This window comes from Labrys okinawensis, from assembly GCF_002982075.1.
GTDB classification, from domain to species: domain Bacteria; phylum Pseudomonadota; class Alphaproteobacteria; order Rhizobiales; family Labraceae; genus Labrys; species Labrys okinawensis_A.
The window spans coordinates 475,089-495,583 of the sequence record NZ_PUEJ01000003.1 but is presented as its reverse complement, the minus strand read 5'-3'; the positions used below and the strand labels follow the sequence as shown (position 1 = coordinate 495,583).

General features: G+C 64.0%; 24 protein-coding genes. 7 read left to right on the top strand and 17 right to left on the bottom strand.

All coding sequences use genetic code 11. The annotated features are described in order from the left end of the window. Positions 1–189: 189 nt before the first annotated feature. The 8 genes from C5L14_RS09360 to C5L14_RS09325 all read right to left on the bottom strand — a co-directional run bounded on the left by C5L14_RS09360 (position 190) and on the right by C5L14_RS09325 (position 7,490). Complete coding sequence (locus C5L14_RS09360) at positions 190–648, bottom strand: cytochrome c-type biogenesis protein (protein WP_105861752.1); 459 nt, start codon at positions 646–648, stop codon at positions 190–192. A 3-nt stretch (positions 649–651) separates the two neighbouring features. Then, on the bottom strand, positions 652–2,637 hold the full coding sequence (locus tag C5L14_RS09355) for a heme lyase CcmF/NrfE family subunit (protein ID WP_105861751.1): 1,986 nt from the start codon (positions 2,635–2,637) through the stop codon (positions 652–654). After that, positions 2,634–3,089 (bottom strand): cytochrome c maturation protein CcmE, encoded by a 456-nt coding sequence (gene ccmE, locus C5L14_RS09350; RefSeq protein ID WP_105861750.1) that lies wholly within the window; start codon positions 3,087–3,089, stop codon positions 2,634–2,636. The genes C5L14_RS09355 and ccmE overlap by 4 nt, the downstream gene beginning before the upstream one ends. Next, complete coding sequence (gene ccmI, locus C5L14_RS09345; protein ID WP_105861749.1) at positions 3,086–4,213, bottom strand: c-type cytochrome biogenesis protein CcmI; 1,128 nt, start codon at positions 4,211–4,213, stop codon at positions 3,086–3,088. Before ccmI ends, ccmE begins: the two co-directional genes overlap by 4 nt. Positions 4,214–4,422: 209 nt before the next feature. Further along, positions 4,423–4,821, bottom strand: a complete 399-nt coding sequence (locus C5L14_RS09340; RefSeq protein ID WP_105861748.1) for a hypothetical protein — start codon at positions 4,819–4,821, stop codon at positions 4,423–4,425. A gap of 272 nt (positions 4,822–5,093) precedes the next feature. Continuing rightward, complete coding sequence (locus C5L14_RS09335) at positions 5,094–6,518, bottom strand: sensor histidine kinase (RefSeq protein ID WP_105861747.1); 1,425 nt, start codon at positions 6,516–6,518, stop codon at positions 5,094–5,096. Then, positions 6,515–7,189 carry a response regulator transcription factor gene (locus tag C5L14_RS09330; RefSeq protein ID WP_105861746.1) on the bottom strand — a complete coding sequence of 225 codons (675 nt, stop codon included), beginning with the start codon at positions 7,187–7,189 and terminating at the stop codon, positions 6,515–6,517. Before C5L14_RS09330 ends, C5L14_RS09335 begins: the two co-directional genes overlap by 4 nt. A 10-nt stretch (positions 7,190–7,199) precedes the next feature. After that, a complete protein-coding gene (locus tag C5L14_RS09325) occupies positions 7,200–7,490 on the bottom strand; it encodes a PepSY domain-containing protein (RefSeq protein WP_146126870.1) in 291 nt (96 codons plus the stop codon). A 195-nt stretch (positions 7,491–7,685) separates the two neighbouring features. On the opposite strand from C5L14_RS09325, the gene C5L14_RS09320 reads away from it, so the two are divergent. Together C5L14_RS09320 and C5L14_RS09315 are read left to right on the top strand one after the other, a co-directional pair. Beyond that, positions 7,686–8,540, top strand: coding sequence for a S1 family peptidase (locus C5L14_RS09320; protein ID WP_105861744.1), 855 nt, complete (start codon positions 7,686–7,688; stop codon positions 8,538–8,540). A gap of 102 nt (positions 8,541–8,642) precedes the next feature. Continuing rightward, positions 8,643–9,431, top strand: a complete 789-nt coding sequence (locus C5L14_RS09315; RefSeq protein WP_181161095.1) for a S1 family peptidase — start codon at positions 8,643–8,645, stop codon at positions 9,429–9,431. A 214-nt stretch (positions 9,432–9,645) separates the two neighbouring features. Here the strand turns inward: C5L14_RS09315 and C5L14_RS30310 are convergent, their stop codons facing one another. The 3 genes from C5L14_RS30310 to C5L14_RS09305 all read right to left on the bottom strand — a co-directional run bounded on the left by C5L14_RS30310 (position 9,646) and on the right by C5L14_RS09305 (position 11,228). Then, positions 9,646–9,804 carry a hypothetical protein gene (locus tag C5L14_RS30310; RefSeq protein ID WP_181161094.1) on the bottom strand — a complete coding sequence of 53 codons (159 nt, stop codon included), beginning with the start codon at positions 9,802–9,804 and terminating at the stop codon, positions 9,646–9,648. 416 nt (positions 9,805–10,220) lie between these two features. After that, complete coding sequence (locus C5L14_RS09310) at positions 10,221–10,700, bottom strand: YcgN family cysteine cluster protein (protein WP_105861742.1); 480 nt, start codon at positions 10,698–10,700, stop codon at positions 10,221–10,223. A 72-nt stretch (positions 10,701–10,772) separates the two neighbouring features. Then, positions 10,773–11,228 (bottom strand): VOC family protein, encoded by a 456-nt coding sequence (locus tag C5L14_RS09305; RefSeq protein WP_105861741.1) that lies wholly within the window; start codon positions 11,226–11,228, stop codon positions 10,773–10,775. A 215-nt stretch (positions 11,229–11,443) separates the two neighbouring features. On the opposite strand from C5L14_RS09305, the gene C5L14_RS09300 reads away from it, so the two are divergent. The 3 genes from C5L14_RS09300 to C5L14_RS09290 are packed head-to-tail and all read left to right on the top strand — an operon-like array spanning position 11,444 to position 14,768. Then, entirely contained in the window at positions 11,444–13,636 is a 2,193-nt protein-coding gene (locus C5L14_RS09300) for a transglycosylase domain-containing protein (RefSeq protein WP_105861740.1), read from the top strand. Then, the gene (locus C5L14_RS09295; protein ID WP_105861739.1) at positions 13,633–14,244 is read left to right on the top strand and encodes a DUF1214 domain-containing protein; all 612 of its coding nucleotides are present in this window, start codon (positions 13,633–13,635) and stop codon (positions 14,242–14,244) included. Before C5L14_RS09300 ends, C5L14_RS09295 begins: the two co-directional genes overlap by 4 nt. Then, positions 14,241–14,768, top strand: coding sequence for a DUF1254 domain-containing protein (locus tag C5L14_RS09290; RefSeq protein ID WP_181161093.1), 528 nt, complete (start codon positions 14,241–14,243; stop codon positions 14,766–14,768). Before C5L14_RS09295 ends, C5L14_RS09290 begins: the two co-directional genes overlap by 4 nt. A 109-nt stretch (positions 14,769–14,877) precedes the next feature. Here the strand turns inward: C5L14_RS09290 and C5L14_RS09285 are convergent, their stop codons facing one another. From C5L14_RS09285 to C5L14_RS09265, 5 genes are all read right to left on the bottom strand, one after another. Next, positions 14,878–15,024, bottom strand: coding sequence for an ADP-ribosylglycohydrolase family protein (locus C5L14_RS09285; RefSeq protein ID WP_245443337.1), 147 nt, complete (start codon positions 15,022–15,024; stop codon positions 14,878–14,880). 115 nt (positions 15,025–15,139) lie between these two features. Continuing rightward, positions 15,140–15,331, bottom strand: coding sequence for a hypothetical protein (locus tag C5L14_RS09280; RefSeq protein WP_105861737.1), 192 nt, complete (start codon positions 15,329–15,331; stop codon positions 15,140–15,142). Between the two features lie 342 nt (positions 15,332–15,673). Next, entirely contained in the window at positions 15,674–16,024 is a 351-nt protein-coding gene (locus C5L14_RS09275) for a DUF1491 family protein (RefSeq protein WP_105861736.1), read from the bottom strand. Continuing rightward, on the bottom strand, positions 16,021–16,809 hold the full coding sequence (locus C5L14_RS09270) for a peptidoglycan-binding domain-containing protein (RefSeq protein WP_105861735.1): 789 nt from the start codon (positions 16,807–16,809) through the stop codon (positions 16,021–16,023). The genes C5L14_RS09275 and C5L14_RS09270 overlap by 4 nt, the downstream gene beginning before the upstream one ends. Further along, the gene (locus tag C5L14_RS09265; protein ID WP_105861734.1) at positions 16,802–18,550 is read right to left on the bottom strand and encodes a PAS domain-containing sensor histidine kinase; all 1,749 of its coding nucleotides are present in this window, start codon (positions 18,548–18,550) and stop codon (positions 16,802–16,804) included. The genes C5L14_RS09270 and C5L14_RS09265 overlap by 8 nt, the downstream gene beginning before the upstream one ends. Positions 18,551–18,903: 353 nt before the next feature. Between C5L14_RS09265 and C5L14_RS09260 the strand changes: the two genes are divergently transcribed. Next, on the top strand, positions 18,904–19,203 hold the full coding sequence (locus C5L14_RS09260) for a hypothetical protein (protein WP_105861733.1): 300 nt from the start codon (positions 18,904–18,906) through the stop codon (positions 19,201–19,203). Between the two features lie 41 nt (positions 19,204–19,244). Continuing rightward, positions 19,245–19,664, top strand: coding sequence for a SufE family protein (locus C5L14_RS09255; protein ID WP_105861732.1), 420 nt, complete (start codon positions 19,245–19,247; stop codon positions 19,662–19,664). 123 nt (positions 19,665–19,787) lie between these two features. Here the strand turns inward: C5L14_RS09255 and C5L14_RS09250 are convergent, their stop codons facing one another. Beyond that, the gene (locus C5L14_RS09250) at positions 19,788–20,207 is read right to left on the bottom strand and encodes a MucR family transcriptional regulator (protein WP_068288823.1); all 420 of its coding nucleotides are present in this window, start codon (positions 20,205–20,207) and stop codon (positions 19,788–19,790) included. Between the last annotated feature and the right edge of the window lie 288 nt (positions 20,208–20,495).

The window sequence follows — 20,495 nt, the reverse complement described above, 5'->3', positions numbered from 1 at the left end:
GCCTTTGCTTCAGCGCCCCCATTCAGCGCCGTTGCCGGTGACAATGCCCTGACCAACATTACGGCTCTTTTTCCGCCGGATTACTCTTTAGTAAGACGCACTTTTCCCGCATGGGAGCATGTTTCGATGCTCGTTCCACGCCATGGCGATACCTTGGCAAGCGGCTGTCGTCGCTGAATCCGAAACGCCTCAGCCGTCCCGCCCCAGAATATCGTCGATCCTGGCCTGCTCATCCGAACTGAGCGGTGCGGGAGCGGCAGCCTGCCGACGCCGCGTCGACAGGAAGATGGCGATACCGCCCAGCAGCAACAATGCCGGTGGCCCCGACCACAGAGCGAGCGTTCGCCATTCCAGAGGTGGCTTCAAGAGGATGAAATCGCCATAGCGGGCAACCAGGAAGTCCTTGACCTCAGCGTCACTGTCGCCGGCCTTCAGGCGCTCGCGCACGAGGATGCGCAGATCCTTGGCGAGCGAGGCGTTCGAATCGTCGATCGATTCATTCTGGCAGACCATGCAGCGCAACTGTGCCGACAGCGCGCGGGCACGCGCCTCGAGGGCCGGGTCGGGCAGAACCTCGTCCGGCTGCACGGCCAGGGCCGGCAGCACCATGAGGCCGAAAAGACAGGCGAGGAGGAAGCGTTTCACCATGGCCTACTCGGCCGGCTGCATGGTCTGGCCAAGCCGGCGCGCCGGCTTGGGTGCTCCGACGCGCAAGCGGCGGTCCGACAGCGATAGCAGGCCGCCGAACGCCATGATCAGGCAACCGAGCCAGATCAAGGTGATCAGAGGCTTGTCGTAGAGCCGCGCCGCAATGGCGCCGTCAGGCAGATTGTCGCCGAGACCGATATAGATCTGGTCGAAACCATGGGTGCTGATACCCGTTTCCGTCACCGGCATCTGGCGCGCCGGGTAGAAGCGCTTGGAGGACGAAATCCGGCCGATCTCGACACCGTCGCGACGGATCACGAATTTCGCCTCTGTGGCCGTGTAGTTCGAGCCGCGCTTGGGCACCGCGCCGACATAGGTGGCCTGGAAGCGCCCGAAGGTGGCGGTGTCGCCCGGCTTCATCGCGACGATGGTTTCCGACTGCCAGGCCGAGGCGGCGACGATGCCCATCAACGTCACGCCGACGCCGAAATGGGCGAAGGCCGTGCCAAAGGCCGAACGCGGCAGGCCCTTCGCCCGGCGCAGGCTGGATCCCAGCGGCTCGCGGAACAGCTTGATGCGCCCGGCGATCTCGACCACCGCCCCCGCCATGATGAAGAAGGCGAGGCCCGCACCGATCGGCGCCAGCACCGGCCCGCCCTGCTTGAGCCACAACGTCACCAGCGCGGCTAGGATGGCGAGGCCGATCGCAGCGCCCAGGCGCTGCATGGCGCCCGCCAGGTCACCGCGCTTCCAGGCCAGGAACGGCCCGAACGGCATCACCACCAGCACCGCCAGCATCAGCGGCCCGAAGGTGAGATCGAAGAAGGGCGGACCGACCGACACCTTGCCGCCCGTCAGTGCCTCCAGGGCCAGCGGGTAGAGCGTGCCGATGAACACGGCAAAGCAGCTCACCGTCAGCAGGAGATTGTTGAGGATCAGCGCGCCCTCGCGCGAGATCGGCGCGAAGATGCCGCCCTGCTTCAAGGCGGAAGCCCGCCAGGCGAACAGGCTGAGACCGCCGCCGATGAACAGCACCAGGATCGCCAGCATGAACACGCCGCGCCGGGGATCGGTGGCGAAAGCATGCACGGAGGTGAGCACGCCCGAACGCACCAGGAAGGTCCCGAGCAGGGAGAGCGAGAAGGTGAGGATGGCCAGCAGGATCGTCCACACCTTAAGGGCGTTGCGCTTTTCCATCACCAGGGCTGAGTGGAGAAGGGCCGTGCCGGCGAGCCAGGGCATCAGCGAGGCGTTCTCGACCGGATCCCAGAACCACCAGCCGCCCCAGCCCAGCTCGTAATAGGCCCAGTAGGAACCCATGGCGATGCCCAGCGTCAGGAAGATCCAGGCCAGCAGGATCCAGGGCCGTACCCAGCGTGCCCACGCGGCATCGATGCGCCCCTCGATCAGCGCCGCGGCGGCGAAGGCAAAGGCGATGGAGAAGCCGACATAGCCGAGATAAAGCAGCGGCGGATGGATGGCGAGGCCGATATCCTGCAGGATCGGGTTGAGATCCTGCCCCTGCATCGGCGCCGGCGCCAAGCGGTTGAAGGGATTGGAGGTCAGCAGGATGAAGAGCAGGAAGGCCGTGCTGATCCAGGCCTGCACCGCCAGCACGGTGGCCTTCATGGTCGGCGGCAGGTTTCGACCGAAAGCCGCCACCAATGCGCCGAAAAAGGCGAGGATGAGGACCCAGAGCAGCATTGAGCCCTCATGGTTTCCCCACACGCCGGTGATCTTGTAGAGCAGCGGCTTGGCCGAATGGGAATTCTCGAACACGTTGGCGAGCGAGAAATCCGAGCTGATATAGGCATGGGTCAACACGCCGAACGCCACGGCGACGAAGAGAAGCTGGAACAGGGCCGAACTGGTGCCGATGCGCATCAGGCCGAGATCGCCCGCGCGGGCGCCCCACAGCGGAATCACCGACTGAATCACGGCGAGCGTCAGCGCGAGGACGAGTGCGTAATGGCCGGCTTCGACGATCATGGCTTCTTCCCGTAGGCGCCGCCCTCTTCCCAATGGCCTTGCGCCTTCAGCGCGTCCGCCACTTCCTTGGGCATGTATTTCTCGTCATGCTTGGCCAGCAGCGTATCGGCCTGGAAGACGCCTGCGCTGTCGACCACGCCCTCGGCCACCACGCCCTGCCCCTCGCGGAAGAGATCGGGCACGATACCCGAATAGACGACCTTGATCGACTTGTTGGTGTCGGTCACCGTAAAGGAGATCTCGGACGCGCTGCCACGCTGCAGGGAGCCCTGCTCCACCAGCCCGCCCAGCCGCCAGCGCTGGCCCGGCGTGGTCTGCTTGCCGACGATGTCGCTCGGGCCGGCGAAATAAGACATGGTGCCGCCCAGGCTGAACAGCACCAGGCCCACCGCAACCGCGAGGACCATACCGGCCGCGCCGATCATCGCCAGACGTCTGCCCTTGCGCGTCATAAACCCAGTGCCTTCGAAAGCTCGTCCATCTGCCTGATGGCGTCGGGCGAATTGGCCAGGGCCTTGCGGGCATCGGCAAGGGCAGTACGGGCATTGTCCGCCTGTCCGAGCACGCTATAGGCCTTGATCAGCTTCATCCATTCCTCGGGGCTGCCCCCTTGTGATTTTAACCGCTCGGACAGCCCGGACACCATGCCCTGGATCATTTTGCCGCGCTCCTCCGGCGTCATCGCCTGGGCGGCCTTGACATCATCCTGCGAAGGGCCGCGCGCAGCCATATCGGGGGCTGCCTGCGGCTGCCCGCCGACCCTGGCGATTTCCTGCCTCAGAAAGTCCGCGGCATTCGGATTATCGGGGATCAGGGCCTGCCAGGCCTCGACCGCGCCCTTCTTGTCGCCGTCCTGCTCCTTGGCGAGGCCGAGGAAATAGGCCGAGCGGAATTCCTTGGGATCGAGCTTGAGGGCCCGCTGGAAGGCGGCCTTGGCGTCCGCCGTCACCATGCGGTCGGCGGCGGCGACGATGGCGACGCCGAAATTGGCTTCGCGCTCGGCAGTCGATCCCAGCAGCCGCAGCGCATTGGCATAGGCCTGCTTGGCATCCTCGAAACGCTGCTGGCGCAGATAGATCTGGGCCATCAAGTCCCAGCCGCGGCCATCTTCCGGATTCTCCGCCAGCTTGGCTTCCACCCGAGCCACCAATTCATCGAGGGAGGCGTTCTCGATATTGCCGTCCAGGCGGGCCGCCAGAGGCTGGTCGGGGCTCGAGGGCGAGCCGAGATAGGCATAGAGCCCGAGGCTGAGCAGGGGAACTGCGACCAGGACGATAGCCGCGGCAAGCCTGCGCCGCCCGATGGAGGCCTGCCCGGCCGGTTGCCGGCCCTTCTCCGCCTTCTCTCCCTCATCGGCCTCGATGAGGCGGCGGGAGACCTCGATGCGGGCGGCCTGTGCCTCGCTCCTGGCGATCAGCCCGCGCTCCAGATCGCGATCGATCTCGGCCAGTTGGTCCTTGTAGATGGCGACATCGGATGCCTGCGGCGTCGCGGCGCTGCCGCGCTGCGCCAGCGGCCACAGCAATGCCAGTGCTGCGAGGCCGGTCATGGCGGCCAGGGCTATCCAAAGGAGCATTCGAGGTCTCTTGCGCTGGCCATAAGGCCTAATTTGGGCGTTTCAGGCGCGCAGCGACGCATTGTCACCGATTTGTCGCGGACAGCGCCCCTGTCCGCCCAAATCCCGCCGGAGCACGGTGGGTTCATGACCGAACACCTCTTTGCTCCGGTTTGTCGTCTCGACGTGTCACCGCGATTTCTGGCCGTCGCACCCCGCCGCAAAACGCCTCAGCTGTTGACCCAAACGCCATCGGGCTGCCGGCACGCCGTCGAACGGGCGACGGCCGGCACGCCGTCCTTGTAGACGGTCTGGGAATATTGCCGGCACGGGGCCGCGCCCTGGTTCTGCAGCGGGCCGGCGACGACGCTGCCGTGAGTGGTGGCGTTGCTGTCGCTCTTCCAATCGACGCTGACCTTGGCCTTGCCGTCCAGGGCCGTGCGGCGAGCCTGCTCGGCCCGGGCACGATCGGCCGGATCGAGGCCGTCGAGGATCGGCGAATTGCTGGTGGCCGGCGTGGGCGGCGCGGCAGCAACAGTCGGCTGGGTGGTCGAGCCGGTAAGTCCGCATCCTGCCAGCGGCAACGCCACCACAGCCAGGCCGAACAGCTTGACGATCGATTTTGTCATAGGACCCCTGACCCAAAGCAAGAAGCATTCATGAACGAACGCCTGTTTGCTCCAACTCCCTGTTTCAGGCCGATCCAACCGATTGGCCTGAGCGTCTTTGCGATTCTAGATGCTCCCGTCAAATCGCAAAACGCTTTGAGCGGGTGCCGCGGGCAGCCTTACACGCAAAAATGCCGCGCGCCAACCGTCTCACGGTGTCGCAAGGCACTGCTGTTCCACGCGTTACGAGAAAGTGATCCCGCCTCGATGCCCGGCTTTGAATCGCCGGGCGTCTATACCGTCGCCCCTTCTCCGCTCCGCGAGGGGGGCCGGGCACGCGAGGAAGGCGTGGCCCCCTGCAGAGCGGGAATATCGAGAATGGCCCGCAGACCGCCGATCGGCGCCTCGTCGAGACTGAAGCGACCGCCATAGAGCGAGACGAGATCCTGTACGATGGCAAGGCCGAGGCCGGTGCCGGGCTTGGTTTCGTCGAGCCGCTTGCCACGCTGCACCGCCTCGGCACGCTTCTCGGGTGACAGGCCCGGGCCGTCATCGTCGATGATGATGCGGGCGAACAGGACGCCGTCGAGATGAAACACTTCGGCCTTGATCATCACCTCGCCGATCGCCCATTTGCAGGCATTGTCGATGAGATTACCCGTCATCTCCTCGATATCCTGCTTTTCACCGCGAAAGCGTAGCGCGGGATCGAGCTGCACCTTGATCTTCAGGCGCTTGGCGGCATGGATCTTCTCCATGGCCCGCACCAGTCCTTCGATCACCGGCACGATCTCGGTCACCGTTCCGACCACGCTGACGGCGGCGGCGATGCGCGCACGCTGGAGGTGATGATCGATCTGCTTGCGCATCACGGCGACCTGCCGGCTCACCTGTTCGGCCAAGGGGTTCGCCGGCGCCGTGCCCGCCTCGTTGGCGATGACCGACAGCGGCGTCTTCAGGGCATGGGCGAGGTTGCCGACATGGGTGCGGGCGCGCTCGACCACCTCCCTGTTGGCATCGACCAGCGCATCCAGCTCGCGCGCGAGAGGCACGATCTCGTCCGGCAGGTCGGGCGGCAGCTTGGCTGCCTCGCCGGTACGCATGCGGGCCAGCGCGCCGCTGATGCGCGAAAGCGGCCTGAGGCCGAAGCGCACCTGCAGCAGGATGGCGGCGAGCAGCCCGACGCCAAGAGCGGTAAAGGTCCACAGCAGCGAATATTGAAAGTCGGAAATAGCACTGTCGATCTCGTCGGCGGGGCCCGCCAGGGTCACCCTGTAGCGCCCGTCCTCCCCGAGATCGATCAGGCGCTCGACCGCACGCAGCCGGCGATCGTCCGGGCCCTTGATATAGCCCTCGCGTACGCCGCTGGGCTCGCCGGGCGTGCTCTGGTCTTCGAGGCTCGGCAGGGTGGCCTCGAACAGGGATTTGGACCCGTTGGACGCCGGCTTGTCGAGGCGACTGATCTGCCAGTACCAGCCTGACAGCGGCAGCTCGAACCGCGGCTCGCCCATGGCGCCGGGCGCCGTGCGATCCCCCACATCCGCGCCGGCGATATCGGCCACCAGGGTCTTGAGATAGACGTGGAGGCGTTCGTCGAAGGAGCGTTCGGTCGCATGCTGGTAGACGGACGAAAGCACCACGCCCGCCACCACCAGCACCACCACCACCCAGGCCGCGGCGGCGACGAAGAGGCGGAAGGCCAGCGAACGCGTGGTCATACGCGCATGGAGTCCGGCGGCGTGAGGATATAGCCCATGCCGCGCACGGTCTGGATCACGTCCACACCCAATTTCTTGCGCAGGCGACCGACGAACACCTCGATCGTGTTTGAATCACGATCGAAATCCTGGTCGTAGAGATGTTCGACCAGTTCGGTGCGCGACACGACGCGTCCGGTATAGTGCATCAGATAGGCCAGCAGCCGATATTCATGCGAGGTGAGCTTGATCGGATTGCCATCGACCACCACGCGGCCGGCACGGGCGTCGAGGCGAACGGGGCCGCAGACGAGTTCGTTGGTGGCATGGCCGGTGGTGCGACGGATCAGAGCGCGCAGGCGGGCCAGCACTTCCTCCATGTGGAAGGGCTTGGCCACGTAGTCGTCCGCGCCCGAATCGAAGCCCATCACCTTGTCGGACCAGCGGTCCCGGGCGGTGAGGATCAGCACCGGCATCACCTTGCCGGAACGGCGCCAGCGATCGAGAACGGTGATACCGTCAAGCTTGGGCAGGCCCACATCGAGCACCACGGCATCATAGGGCTCGGTATCGCCGAGAAAGTGGCCTTCCTCACCGTCGAAAGCCCGGTCAACGGCGTAGCCGGCCTCCTCAAGCGCCTTGACGAGTTGGCGGTTGAGATCCTGATCGTCCTCGACCACGAGAAGTCGCATCGGTATTCCTTTACTTCACACCAACGACTTCGCCGGTCTTGGCGTTGATCGTCGCTCTTATCACCCGCCCATCGGTCCCCAGAAATGTGACGACATAGCGGTAATTGCCCGGATCTCCACACAAATTCCCGTCAATCATCTCTCCCTTTACAGCACGTCGCGCCGCTCCCAATGCTGAAATAAGAGGCACTATGGTACCAGCCTTCACAAGCGGGCGCGCCTCGCTGAGGCTGACGCAGGCAGCCATAGCCGGCTGCACTGCGCCAAACCACCCAAGTCCCAGAGCAACGGCCATGGCCAAGGAGGATATCCGCCCCATTCTCATCCTTTTGCTATAGCGTTCTGCGATAGCTCGCCTCCTGCAAAAATCCAAAAACGCGCCGAAACAAGGTGTTGGAACAAGGCAGCATTTCCGCCCGACGCGCCTTGCTCTAGATTTCGCCGCAATTCCCCTCGATTCGGCCCATCATCATTCTGCAGAGCCACTGAACACGGCATGAACGTAATGCTCAATCCCGCCTTTCGCCAGAAGAAGCGCCACATCAATGTGGCAGACCGCGGCTGGCTCGCGCATGCGTCCGACCGGTCGCTCATGCTGACACCGACGTCGCGCCGGGCCTTGCGCTCGTTCGTCGCCGGCCTTTTCGCACTGGCCATGGCTCTCTTATCCGCGCAACCGGCCCGTGCCATCGTCGGCGGCGCGCCGGCAGCCGCCGATATGGCCCGCCATGTCGTGATGATCGTCTCCGATCGCGGCAGTTTCTGCTCGGCCAGCGTCATCGCCTCCGACCTTCTGCTGACGGCGGGCCATTGCGTACGCAAGGGAGCCAATTACCGCCTGCTGACGTATCAGGCCGGCAAGCCGGTGCTGTCGCAGCTCGGCAGCGTGGCGATCCACCCTCAATTCGATGCCAAGGCCTATGACAGGCGGCATTTCACCATCGACCTTGCTCTGGTGAAGCTCGATGCGCCGCTGGCCGGCTACGCTCCCCTTCCCCTTGTCGCCGAAGCAGGGATTGCGGGAGGAGTTTACCGCGTCGCCGGTTTCGGCCTGACCGCCCAGAACGCCGGCAAGAGCGGCGGCGTCCTCCGCGAGATCGCGCTGGAGGGAGCCCCACCCATCTCGAAGGTGCAATTGCGCCTGCGCGAGAGCAGCGGCGTCGGCGGCGCCTGCCAGGGCGATTCGGGTGGTCCGGTGCTGCGCGAGGGCATGCTTGTGGGTGTGCTGGCCTCGGCCGTAGGAGCCAATAGCGGGCGAGGCTGCGGCGGCATGACGGGCGTCGCCCTGCTCGGCACCGCCCTGCCCTGGATTCGCAGCAATGCGGCACGGATGGGCGCGTCCTTGCCGTGACCTGGAAAACTCGAAACCCGGCAAATTCCTGCAATGAAGCCCGAGAATCGGCGAGGGCGTGCAACAATTTGGTTTTGGTTGGAAATGCTCTACAGCTTAGCCATGATGAAAATCCGCCTCGCCGTTGCTGTCATGTCCTTCGTGGCCCTCACCATGCCAGCCTTGGCGATCAAGGGCGGCCGCGATGTCACCGATCCCACCGGCGTCCGCAGCCATGTCGTGCAGATCACGGGGCCGAGCGGTACCAAATGCAGCGGCACGGTAATTTCCCGCAAGCTGGTGCTCACGGCCGCCCACTGCTTCCTGAGCGGCCATGGCGACTATCGCATCCGAGCCCTCGACACCCAGTTCCGCTTCCGCTTTGCCGAGGCAACGCAGGTGGCGATCCATCCCCAATTCGATGTGACGGCGCTCGGCACCTCGGCGGCGATCAACGACATCGCCCTGATCCGGGTGGAGCACGAATTTCCGGATTGGCTGGTGCCGGTGCCGCTGGCCTCGCGCATCGCCGATGACGGCAGCTTCGTCGACGTGCAGGTTGCTGGTTTCGGCATGAGCCGCGATCGCGTCGTCAGCAGCGCCGGCAAGCTGCGCGAACGGCGCTTCGACATGCTGGACCAGATCGACAGCAAATCCCACCAGCTCTTTCTGATCGACCACAAGGCGACCCGCCGCACCATCAACAACAATGGCATCTGCCGGGGGGATTCGGGCGGACCGGTGTTCCAGCGCCAGGGCGGAAACTATGTGCTGGTCGGGGTGATCTCGGCCGTGATGGGCGGCAAGGGGCGCGATTGCGGCACGATCACCGCCGTCACAGCAGTCTCGGCCTATCGCTCCTTCATCGAGACCATGGCCGACAGGGCCGGCTCGCCCGTGCGCTTTCAGTAGAATCAGGCGGCTCTCGGCATCCAAAGAGAAAACGCGCCGCGATGCTTGGAGCGTTTTCCGGAAAAGTTGATACCTCTTCGATCAAGAAAACGCCTTCGGAGAAATTGCACTCTCCCGAGCAAAGCCCGTTTAGACCGAAAGGCCTGTTTGCTCCAACTTTTTGGTTCGACGCGTCTTTGCGCTTCCTGGCAATTCTGCCAAATCGCAAAACGCTTTAGAAGAACGAGGCGAGAAACAAGGCCGAGGAGGCGATCACGACGAAGGAGAGAGTCGAGATCGCAAAACTGAGATGCCGGCCAGCCGCCGAGGGATTCACCCGGCCGAAGCCAGCCAGCCGCTCGGGACGATCGAGAACCAGTTGCGCGCGTGTCATCAATCTTCCCCCGAATCTGATGTTCAACACGTTCTATTTCGAACAGAGGCACGCATCCATTCTGTGCGAAAACGCACAGGCGCCTTCTCGCCGCAAAACATGTTTACCAAAGAGTAAACTTAGTATTTGTGCAGCCTCAAACCGGCATGGACAGGGCAACATGCAAGATCATGCCCGCCAGGATCATGAGCACGGCAGCAGAGCCGATGTCGACAAGCGTTTCCATCCCACAACTCCTTTCGAGTGACGTGAAGATAATCGCGCTGTGTTGCTGGAATGCTGCCCGAGTAGGGCAATTCCCGGAATGTCTTCACAGCGATGTTCGGCAATGGGTCAGCCTGCCGCGCCGCAAGTGATCGGCGCTGGCTCACCCCACTTTCAGGCTCGGCAGCGCGACGTCGGCGACTATACCGGCTTCAGCGTCTGCGGGCCGCCTTGGGGACGCGCGCGGGCCAGCGCACCACATGCTCTTCCCACTCGCCCTCGCCCACCTGTTTGTCGTCAGCCTTGACCTTGCCGCGAACCGAGACCTTGGCCTGGTGCACGGTATCGGGGTCGCCCGAAACCAAAGGATGCCACCAATAGAGATCCTCGCCGTCAGCGACCAAGCGATAGGCACAGGTCGGCGGCAGCCAATCGATGGTGCGCACCAGTTCGGGCGTCAGCGTGACGCAATCGGGAACATGACGCTTGCGATGCTCGTAGTCGGAGCATTGGCAGCTGTGGCATTCGAGCATGAAACAGGCGACATCGGTAAAATAGGTATCGCCGGTTTCCTCTTCCTCCAACTTGACCAGACAGCAGCGCCCGCACCCGTCGCAAAGGCTCTCCCACTCCTCCGGCGAGAGTGCCTCCAGCGGCTTGGTTTTCCAGAAGGGCTTCGAGGGCTGTTCCATCGCCGTTGCAATAGCGGAACAGCCGGCCCGAGTCACCCTTCGTGAAGGCCTGCGCCGCCGGAGCCAGGCCCTTCAGCCGCCCATCTTGCGCATGCCTTCCTGGATTTCCTCGACGGTGAGATCGCGCTGATGGGTTGCGATCGACCAATGATGCCCGAAGGGATCCTTGATCACGCCGTAGCGGTCGCCCCAGAACATGTCCTGCACCGGCATCGCCACCTCGGCTCCCGCGTCGACCGCGCGGGCGACGAACGCATCGACATCGGCGACGAAGAGATGGATGGTCACGGGGGTGCCGTTGAGCATCTTGGGCGATAGCAGGCCCCATTGCTTGTTCGCGTCGACCAGCATGACCGAACTGCCGCAGACCTTGATCGAGGCATGCATCAGCTTGCCGTCGGGTCCGGGCAGGCGGATCATCTCTTCGGCGCCAAAAGCCTTCTTGTAGAATTCGATGGCGGCGGCGGCGCCGTCGCAGATCAGGTGCGGCGACAGGACGTTCATGCCGTGTGGGACGATTTCAGCCATGGTCTCTTCCTCCTCATGGGGCACGTTTCGTGGACCTGCCCCAAGGACGATGCAGCACGACCGGATCCGACAGGGACGAGAAATTAATTCCGGAAGCAATGTTGTTTGCCATGCGGATGGAAAATCATGAGGGGGAAATTGCAGGTCTTTCAGGATCGGCAACCGGGGGTTAGACTGACCGTACTGACGTCTTTCGCGTATCGGTTGGTTTCATCGTGCCTGAACGCAAGCCAGAGCCGTCCTTTCGAAAGCGCCTGAGCCGCGCCGCCCTTCGGCTGGACTCGTGGCTCGACAACGCCGTCTACGCGTCGTGGCAGAAGGTACGGGCCGGAATCGAGCGCGGCTCCGACATCTCGAACAGATTTCAGGTCTCGGGCTGGCGCCGGCTGCTGGTAGAAGTCGGCTGCGAGGGACTGACGCTGGGCACGGCCGGTATGATCTTCGGCCTGATGCTGATGCAGCCCGCGATCCGCCAGATCGGCGACGACTGGCTGCGCCGCGCCGACATCGCCGTCACCTTCGAAGATCGCTATGGCAATTTCGTCGGCCAACGCGGCATCCGCAGCAATGACAGCGTGGCGCTGGCCGACATGCCCGATTACGTCATCAAGGCCGTGCTCGCCACCGAGGACCGGCGCTTTTACGATCATTTCGGCATCGATGTCATCGGCACCCTGCGCGCCCTCACCGTCAACAGCCAGGCGAGCGGCGTGGTACAGGGGGGCTCCTCGATCACCCAGCAGCTTGCCAAGAATCTCTTCCTCTCCAACCAGCGCACGCTCGAACGCAAGATCCGCGAAGCCTATCTGGCGCTCTGGCTCGAGGGGCATTTGAGCAAGGACGAGATTCTCAAGCTCTATCTCGACCGCGCCTATATGGGCGGGGGCGCGTTCGGCATCGAGGCGGCCGCGCAATATTATTTCGGCAAATCGGTGCGCGACGTTTCCCTTGCGGAAGCCGCCATGCTGGCCGGCCTGTTCAAGGCGCCGACCAAATACGCGCCAACCAACAACCTCGCGGCAGCGCGCGGGCGCGCCAATCAGGTTCTCAGCAATCTGGTCGACGCCGGCTTCATGACCGAGGGCCAGGTTTCCGGTGCCCGCCGCAACCCGGCCACGCCGGTCGACCGGGCCCGCGAGAAGGCGCCCGACTACTATCTCGATTGGGCCTATGGCGAGATCGCCGATCTCGCCGATGACGGCGTCCTGGGCAACGAATCCGTGTTCGTGGTGCGCACGGCGCTGGATCCCGTCATCCAGGCGAGCGCGGAAATCGTCCTGGAATCGAATCTGCGCCAATACGGCAAAGACTATAACGTGCATCAGGGCGCCATCGTGATCATGGAGCCGGACGGAGCGGTGCGCGCCATGGTAGGCGGGCGCGACTACAGCCAGAGCCAGTTCAACCGGGCCACGGACGCCCTGCGCCAACCCGGCTCCTCCTTCAAGCCCTTCGTCTATGCCACCGCCCTGATGAACGGCTTCACGCCCAAATCCATCGTGGTGGATTCGCCGGTCTGCATCCGAAACTGGTGCCCCCAGAATTTCGGTCACAAATTCTCCGGCCCGATCACATTGACACAGGCCATCACCCGCTCGGTCAACGTCATCCCGGTCAAGATTTCCCTGGCCCTCAGCAAGAGCGCCGCCGATGGCCGGCGCATGATCATCGAGACGGCCAAAACCATGGGCATCGAGACGGATCTCAAGGAGTCCTGGGCCTTGCCGATCGGAGTGGAGGCCGTCAATCTCCTGGAGATGACCGGCGCCTATGGCGTCTTCTCGTCCGGCGGGCACAAGGCGCCTCCTCATGCGGCGCTGGAGATCCGCAATGCCAAGGGCGACCTTCTCCGGAAATTCGATCCCGCCCGCGAGGATCCGGTCGTCATCGACCCCAAGGTCATCGCCGACATGAACGGCATGCTCAACAGCGTCGTCGAAAACGGCACGGCCAAGCGGGCCCAATTGCCCGGCATCAAGGTGGCCGGCAAGACGGGCACCACCAATTCCTATCGCGACGCCTGGTTCATGGGCTTCACCGGCAACTTTGTCGGCGGTGTCTGGTACGGCAATGACAATTTCCAGCCCACCGAGGAGATGACCGGCGGTTCGCTTCCGGCCATGACCTGGCAGCAGGTGATGGCCGTCGCTCATCAGGGCGTGGAGATCCGGCCGATCCCCGGGGTTGCCCCCTTCCCGCCGGGACAGCAACAGCCCGGCAAGGCGGAACCGCCGGAGCCCGGTGTCGCGGACCCGGCCCAGCCGGCTCCTGCGGCGCCGCCTGTCCTCACCCGCAACGCCACGCAGATCCTGCGGGATGTCGCCACCTTGATCGAGCAGGCCGATCGCCCCCCTGCCAAGCAGGCGGCCCAGATGCGCCACCTCGCGCCGGTGTCGGCGATCGAATGAAAGGCTTCTCCTCGATCGTGGGGCTGGTCTATGCCCTAGGCCTCGGGGGCGCGCTGGGGCTCGGTGTCACCTGGTGGGCGACAGGGTCCGATTTTCAGCTGGGCGCCCTGCGCTTCGGGCCCTGGACGGCTTGGCCCCTTGCAGATCCTCTCGGAGCCGATCGCTACAGCCTCGCCCGGATCGCCCGTAGCGGCGACCTGCCTCTCGGCCCCGGCGAGGGCCTTGCCTTCACCGCCCGGAAAGATTCGACCGGCCGAGCCCTCGATGGCGCCTGCCGCTATCGCCTTTCGGCCATGCTGCCCCAAGCGCGCTGGTGGACTCTTACCCTCTATGATCGAGCCGACCGGCTGGTAAGCAATCCCAGCAACCGGGCCGGCTTCACCAGTTCCTCCGTTCTGAGGGGCTGGGAAGGCCGGGTAAGCGTCACCGTGGCGCCCGACAGTCAGCCCGGCAATTGGCTGCCGAGTACCCCTGGACCGATGAGCCTGGTCCTGCGCCTTTATGACAGCCCTGTCTCGACGGGCCTCGCCACGGAATTCGGCGCCGGCCGGACCATCGCCGTCCCCGCGGTCGAACGGCTGGACTGCACGGCTGGAGGCGCACCGTGATCCGCTGGCTGTTATGGACGCTTGCGGGTCTGCTCGTCGGCCTTGTGGTGCATCTGACCACGATCGTCGCCCTGCCCCGCCTCAGCGGGCAGACCGGCTTCCAGCGTGCGAGCGCCATCGCCCCGCTCGGGCGTTTCGTCATTCTGACCGCCGACAAGACCCCTCTGCCCTTGCCCGACCCGGCCATCGTCACGGCCTTCTGCCGTTACGACCTGGCCGGTGGGCCGGTCCATGTGCATGTGCCGCTGAATGCCGGCTTTCTCTCAGTGTCCTTCTATACGCCGGCAGGCCTCAATTTCTACACGTTGACCGATCGGGCGGGCGCGAGCGGCGCTCTGGACATGACCTTGTTCACACTGGCGCAACTTGCCGAGATCAGGGCCAAGCAAGGTCCGGACCTGCCGGTCGCCCTGCGTCTCCAGGCCCCCGAGCCGACGGGCCTGATCGTGGTGCGCGCGCTCGTGCCTGAGCCGACGCAGCAAGCCGATGTGGAACGAGGGCTGGAACCAGCGAGCTGCCGCTGAGGCTGTCGGCCAGCACCCGCAGGATGGCGGCGTTGCCGGACAGGTCACAGCGCGAGCGCGCCCCCGGTCACCCCAATCCCGAAGCGCTCGCCGGTCGCGCCCGGACACCCTATCGCCAGCCATTGACGAAACGGTTCATGCAATCCCGGGGATCGAATTGTTTATGCTGCTGAAGGCTCGCCGCCAAGCAAAGCGCCATGGAGGTGTCGTCGGTCCAGGCTCCGGCCGGAAGGGCTAATGGCCGGCCGCCGACGATATCGGGCAGGGGCTCTGGCTGTCGCGGCCTGAAAATTCGAGCGTGATGCTCAACGCATCACCGATGGCAAGTCCGAGGAGAACGCCCTCGGCTCAGCCGATTTCGTCGCTGAAACTCACGCCTTGCGATGGCGCTTGCCACCACCGGCGCCACGACGCGGCTGGGGCGACTGACGATCATCTTCCACGTGGCGCTCGATGCGCACGCCGGTGAAGAACAGGATTTCTGCACTATGCTCCCGGGCCTCCTGTTCACTCGGAGGGCGCGGGGCTTTGGGCTCTTTGGGAAAATGCAGGACGATGCTCATGGCGGGACCTATCAGCAGATTGCACCAGAAATCGGAACTCCGTTCGTTTTGCGGTCATTAGCAGGTAAGGAAAGTTAACAGTCTGTGTACATACGCACTAAACGCCGGCCGCCGTCGCTGCGGCGTGACTTCGGTGTGCGATTTTGCACATCCGGCCGCGATAATACGGCCAATTGGCCCTTTTGGGGCAAAACGCGCCCAACAAAATAGGCGTAGGTCTTTCGGGTATGGTCGCCCGGCAAGGTACCATCGCCCGTCCGGGCCAGACTATGCACCCAAAGGCCCCCGTTGCGGAATCACGTTTTGATACATTGCCGAATGGCAATTCGAACAATGCCCGGTTCAGCTTTCCTCGGCGAGGTCTAGAAAATGCCGGCCCTGACGGTCTTCCGCCTCGATAACCCAAAGGTCGGGATCGAAGCGGAATTCGCGCTGCAGCCGCGTCTCCGCATCCAGCGGCGTGGCGCCCGGCGGGGTGATCCGGACAAAACGGCGCACACCGTCATCCTCGGTGATGAGCGATTGCGGCGCCGGGCCGTATAGCGCGGCGGTGCCGTCGAGATGGTCGATCTTGACGAAAATGGCCCCGGCCTCCTCCGAGCCGCGCTGGCGCAGCGCGGCGAAGGCGCCTTCCGCCATGGCACGGCGGAGATAGGCCGCCACGAACAGGCTGGATTTGAGCCGGGCGCTCATTCCACCTTGGTACCGGAACGGGCTAATTCCTGCAGCAGCCTCGTCGAGATCTGACCGGTTACCGGCAATCCGCGATCCTTCTCGAAGCGAGAGATGGCGTTTCGCGTGTCGCTCGCCATGAAGCCGTCGACCTTCAAGGGACCATAGCCCTGTTTGGCCAGGGCTTTTTCGACCCCGAGCACGCGCTTGTCGGGCTGTGGGCCGGCCGGGGCCGGCTGCTCGCCATTGATCAGCGCGGCGATCTGGTCGACGGGGGGAGCCGGAGGCGCTTCGGCAGCATTGGGATCGGTGGTGAGCAGCGGACTGGAACTGGCGATGATCTTGGTGAGCAGCGCCGCGCTGGGCTGGCCGTCGACCGGCATGCCATTATGCTGCTGGAAGGAGCGGATCGCCGCGGTGGTCTTGGGCCCGAGGACACCGTCGGCCAGGCCGTCATAAAGCCCGCGCTCGGCCAAGGCGAGCTGAACGTCGCGCAGCACGGCAACCGCATCCTGGGACGGGCTATCGCCGGCCCCGCGCACGTCCGCCCCAGGCGCCGCCGAAACGGCAGGAGCCGAGGAAGCCGAACCGCGCTGGGCGATGAAGGGGGAGGTATGCGTGCCGTTCTGCAGAACCAGGGCATTGACCAGGATCGCAAGGCTCAGGCCGCCCATGACCGCCAGTCCCGCGACTTCGGCAGGCCGCTGCAGGATCACCCTGACGATACCGACATAACGCGAGGGGGCCTCTTCGACCTTATCCGACAGCAGAAAATCGCGATCGGAACGGGCTAACGCTTCACGCACGCTTCTTCCCCAATTCTTCTTCGATGAAATGATCTTGGACCGCCGGCCGTACCGGCAGCGTTTCAATGGTGGCACCGCTGGCAAAGGCCCGGCGCGAGGCTTCGCTCTCGCAATCGGAGGGCAGCTGCACCGTCACGGTGGTGCCGTGACCGATCAGACTGTCGACCTCCATGCGCCCGCCATGGAGCTGGGCAAGGCCCTTGACGACGGAGAGGCCGAGGCCCGTCCCCTCATAAGTTCGTTCGTAATCCTTGGACGGCTTGCCGGCCGTGGACTGGAAGAAAGCTTCGCCGAGGCGCGGCACGTCTTCGCGCGCCACGCCCACGCCGTCATCGGCGACGAAGAGGGCGACGCCATATTTCTCCTGGCGCGCGCCGATGGTGACATGGCCGCCGCGCTTGGTGAATTTGAGCGCGTTGGACATCAGGTTGAGATAGATCTGGCGGCAGGCGCGCTTGTCCGCGATGATCGGTGGCATGTCGGGTGCGATGGCGGTCTCCAGGGAGATGCCGAGCTCCTGCGCCTTAAGCAGCAGAATATTGCGGCAATTCTCGATGAGATCGCGGAGCTGGAAGGATTCGGGCACCAGCTCGAAGCTGCCGCTCTCGATCTTCGACATGTCGAGGATGCCGTTGACCATCGACAGGAGATGATGGCCGCTGTCATGGATCAGGCCGGCATATTCATGCCGCCGCTCCGCCGACAGCTTCATCATTTCCTCGTTCAGCATCAGCTCCGAAAAACCGATGATGGCATTGAGGGGCGTGCGCAACTCATGGCTCATCGTGGCCAGGAAGCGGCTCTTGGCGGCATTGGCCTTCTCGGCCTCGATCTTGGCGTCGATGAGCTGGTGCTCATAGGCCTTGCGATCGGTGATGTCCTGCATGACGGCGACAGTCTGGCGATCCTCGTCCTCGCCCAGCGGCCGGCAGCGCATTTCCACCCACAGGAAGACGGGAGCCCCCTCCCCCTTGCGGCGCAGCCGGAATTCCACCGTCGAGGCAAGGCCATCCATCTCGGCGCTGGAGAGGGCGGAGAGATAAGCAGGCCGGTCGGCGATATGCACATAATCGAACAGGCCCTGGCCGAGCAGCTCGGAGGGTTCGGCGCCGAACAGGGCCTGGGAGGCGGGCGAAGCGTAGACGACCTGGCCGCGCTTGCCGTGCCGGGTCACGAGGTCGCTGATGTTCTCCGCCAGCAGGGTATAACGAGCTTCGCCAGACTTGACGAGCTGACGGTCGTAGCGCCGCAGCCGCAATTCCATCAGCACGATGCCGCCGACCGCCGCGAGGGCGAGCACCACGCCCAGTCCGTCCAGGAAGCGCGCGCCAAGGCTGGGGGGCGGCGCCATTTTCGTTCCGGCCAGGGCGATCGCCATGGCGGTAACACCGGCCAGCACGATGGCGCGGATCACGATGTTGCGTGCGCCCGTCAGCAGGGCGAGGGCAGGCGCGACGGCGAGAAGCGCATAGGCGCTGGCGCTGTGTCCTCCGCTGTGGCGGGCGACAATGCCGGCGAAACCGCATACGGCAAGGACAGTCAGCAGAGCCGCAACGTCGAGACGACCGGTGACGGACAGGCGCCAGACGATGGCGAGCAGGGCGGCGACCAGAACCATGACACCGCCGACACCGAGGCTCGGTCCTCCTGAGAAAGCCAGGAAAGGCGGCACCAGCGTCAGGCCGAACAGCGCCGCGCCGAGCAGCATGGCGACGAAGGCACCATGGCGGGCCGCTGTCAAGGGATCGTGTTTCGCCGACCCGTGGACCAAGCGGTCGACGGATGCCTTGGCGGATATGAACCAATCAAACTGACGCAACGCCCCGGCACGGCCCTGCGGCCGCGCTCCCTACATGACCCGTCGACCATGGCAGGGCGTCCTTTAAACGAACCCTAAGAGAATGGGCTTGGCAGGCCGTTCCTGCGCCCGGAAAGGCCTCTTGGCGGGGCAAGTGCCAAACATGGTGAACAATTCCTCACCAAGACCCGCTCAGGCGTTAACCATCCCTTCACTTTGCCGCCTGCTGTGCGGTCCGTCACGCTCCTGTCGCTGGTGCCCATGCTAGAATTAGCCATCGATCGGGAGCCGATGACGTGTTCTTCATCCTGCGCATGATGTTCTGGCTTGCCGTGGTCGCCCTGCTGCTGCCGGCGCCGCCGGCCCAGCACGACAAACAGGCCTCGGCAGGTCTGTCGGCGGGCGCCTTGGCCGACAGGGCCGTCGGCGCCGCCTTGTCCTATTGTGCCGCAAGTCCCCAGCAATGCGCGGCCGGCCTGGCCGGCGCAAGGCAGCTCACCGGCCTGCTGGCCGGCCCGAATGACGGCGCCGCCGCTCCAGCACCTGCGACCCAGCGTTTCACCGCGCTGCCGCCGCCACGCCCGGTCATTCCCTGAGAAGGCTTTGTCTTCGCCGGCATCTCCCCTATATGAGAGGGATGAGCACGCAAGACATCGCCGCCATCATCGAGAATTTCGAGATCCTGGACGATTGGGAAGACCGCTATCGGTACCTGATCGAGCTCGGCAAGACGCTCGAGCCGCTGCCCGACGAGGCGCGGACGACGGCCAACAAGGTGCAGGGCTGCGTCAGCCAAGTCTGGCTCGTGACCCATTGGAAAGAAGGGCACGCCAGTTTTCAGTGCGACAGCGACGCATTCATCGTGCGCGGCCTCCTGGCGATCCTGGTCGCCGTCTATTCCGGCCATACCGCCTCGGAGATTCTGGCCATCGACGCGCTCGATGTCTTCCGCAACCTGCAGCTCGAGGAACATCTCACGCCGCAGCGTTCCAACGGGCTGAAATCTTTCGTCGAGCGCATTCGCAGCGATGCCCGCCAGGTCCTGGTCACCACCTGACGTTCCTGCCGCGAACATCCTGCTCCAAGCTTAACCGGCGACACATCCTGGATACTTCAAACAACAAGAGCCGGATGCGCGGCATCCGGCTCTTGTTGTCGTTCCGGCATCGCCGTGGCGAAATTACCGACCCTTGCGGCGGCGCTGCTGGCCGAGGCCCATCTGCTTGGCCAGGTTGGAACGGGCCTGAGCATAGTTGGGGGCGACCATCGGATAATCGGCCGGCAGAGCCCACTTCTCGCGGTATTCCTCCGGCGAGATATTGTATTGCGTGCGCAGATGACGCTTCAGGGACTTGAACTTCTTACCGTCCTCGAGGCAGATGATGTAGTCAGCCGTCACCGACTTCTTGATCGGAACCGCCGGCTTGGGAGCTTCGGCCGGCACTTCCTGTACGCCGCTGGTGATGCGCTGAAGAGCACCATGGACCTCATTGATCAAGCCGGGCAGGTCCGACGCAGCAACCGAATTGTTGCTGACATAGGCCGAGACGATGTCCGCCGCAAGCTCGATGAAGTTGGTGTTGTTGGATCCGTCGCTCATGGTAAATCGACTTTCTTTTTTTGGTCTGATTTAACTAAATGTTCACCACCGGCTACACTGCCGCGCCATTCATTAACAGCAGTGCAGGCCATACATCCGCTTCGCAACATTGGAATCGCGAATTTCGAATTGCGCACTGATGTAAACTCTCAAATCTTATCAATCAAGATCTTTTGCAAGACAAGCATGAATTTTGCACTATGCCGCATTTGATTATTGCCGTGAAAACATGCAACCGCCTACGTAAGACGCGCCCCTATCACAAATGGGTACTGCAACACCCGATCG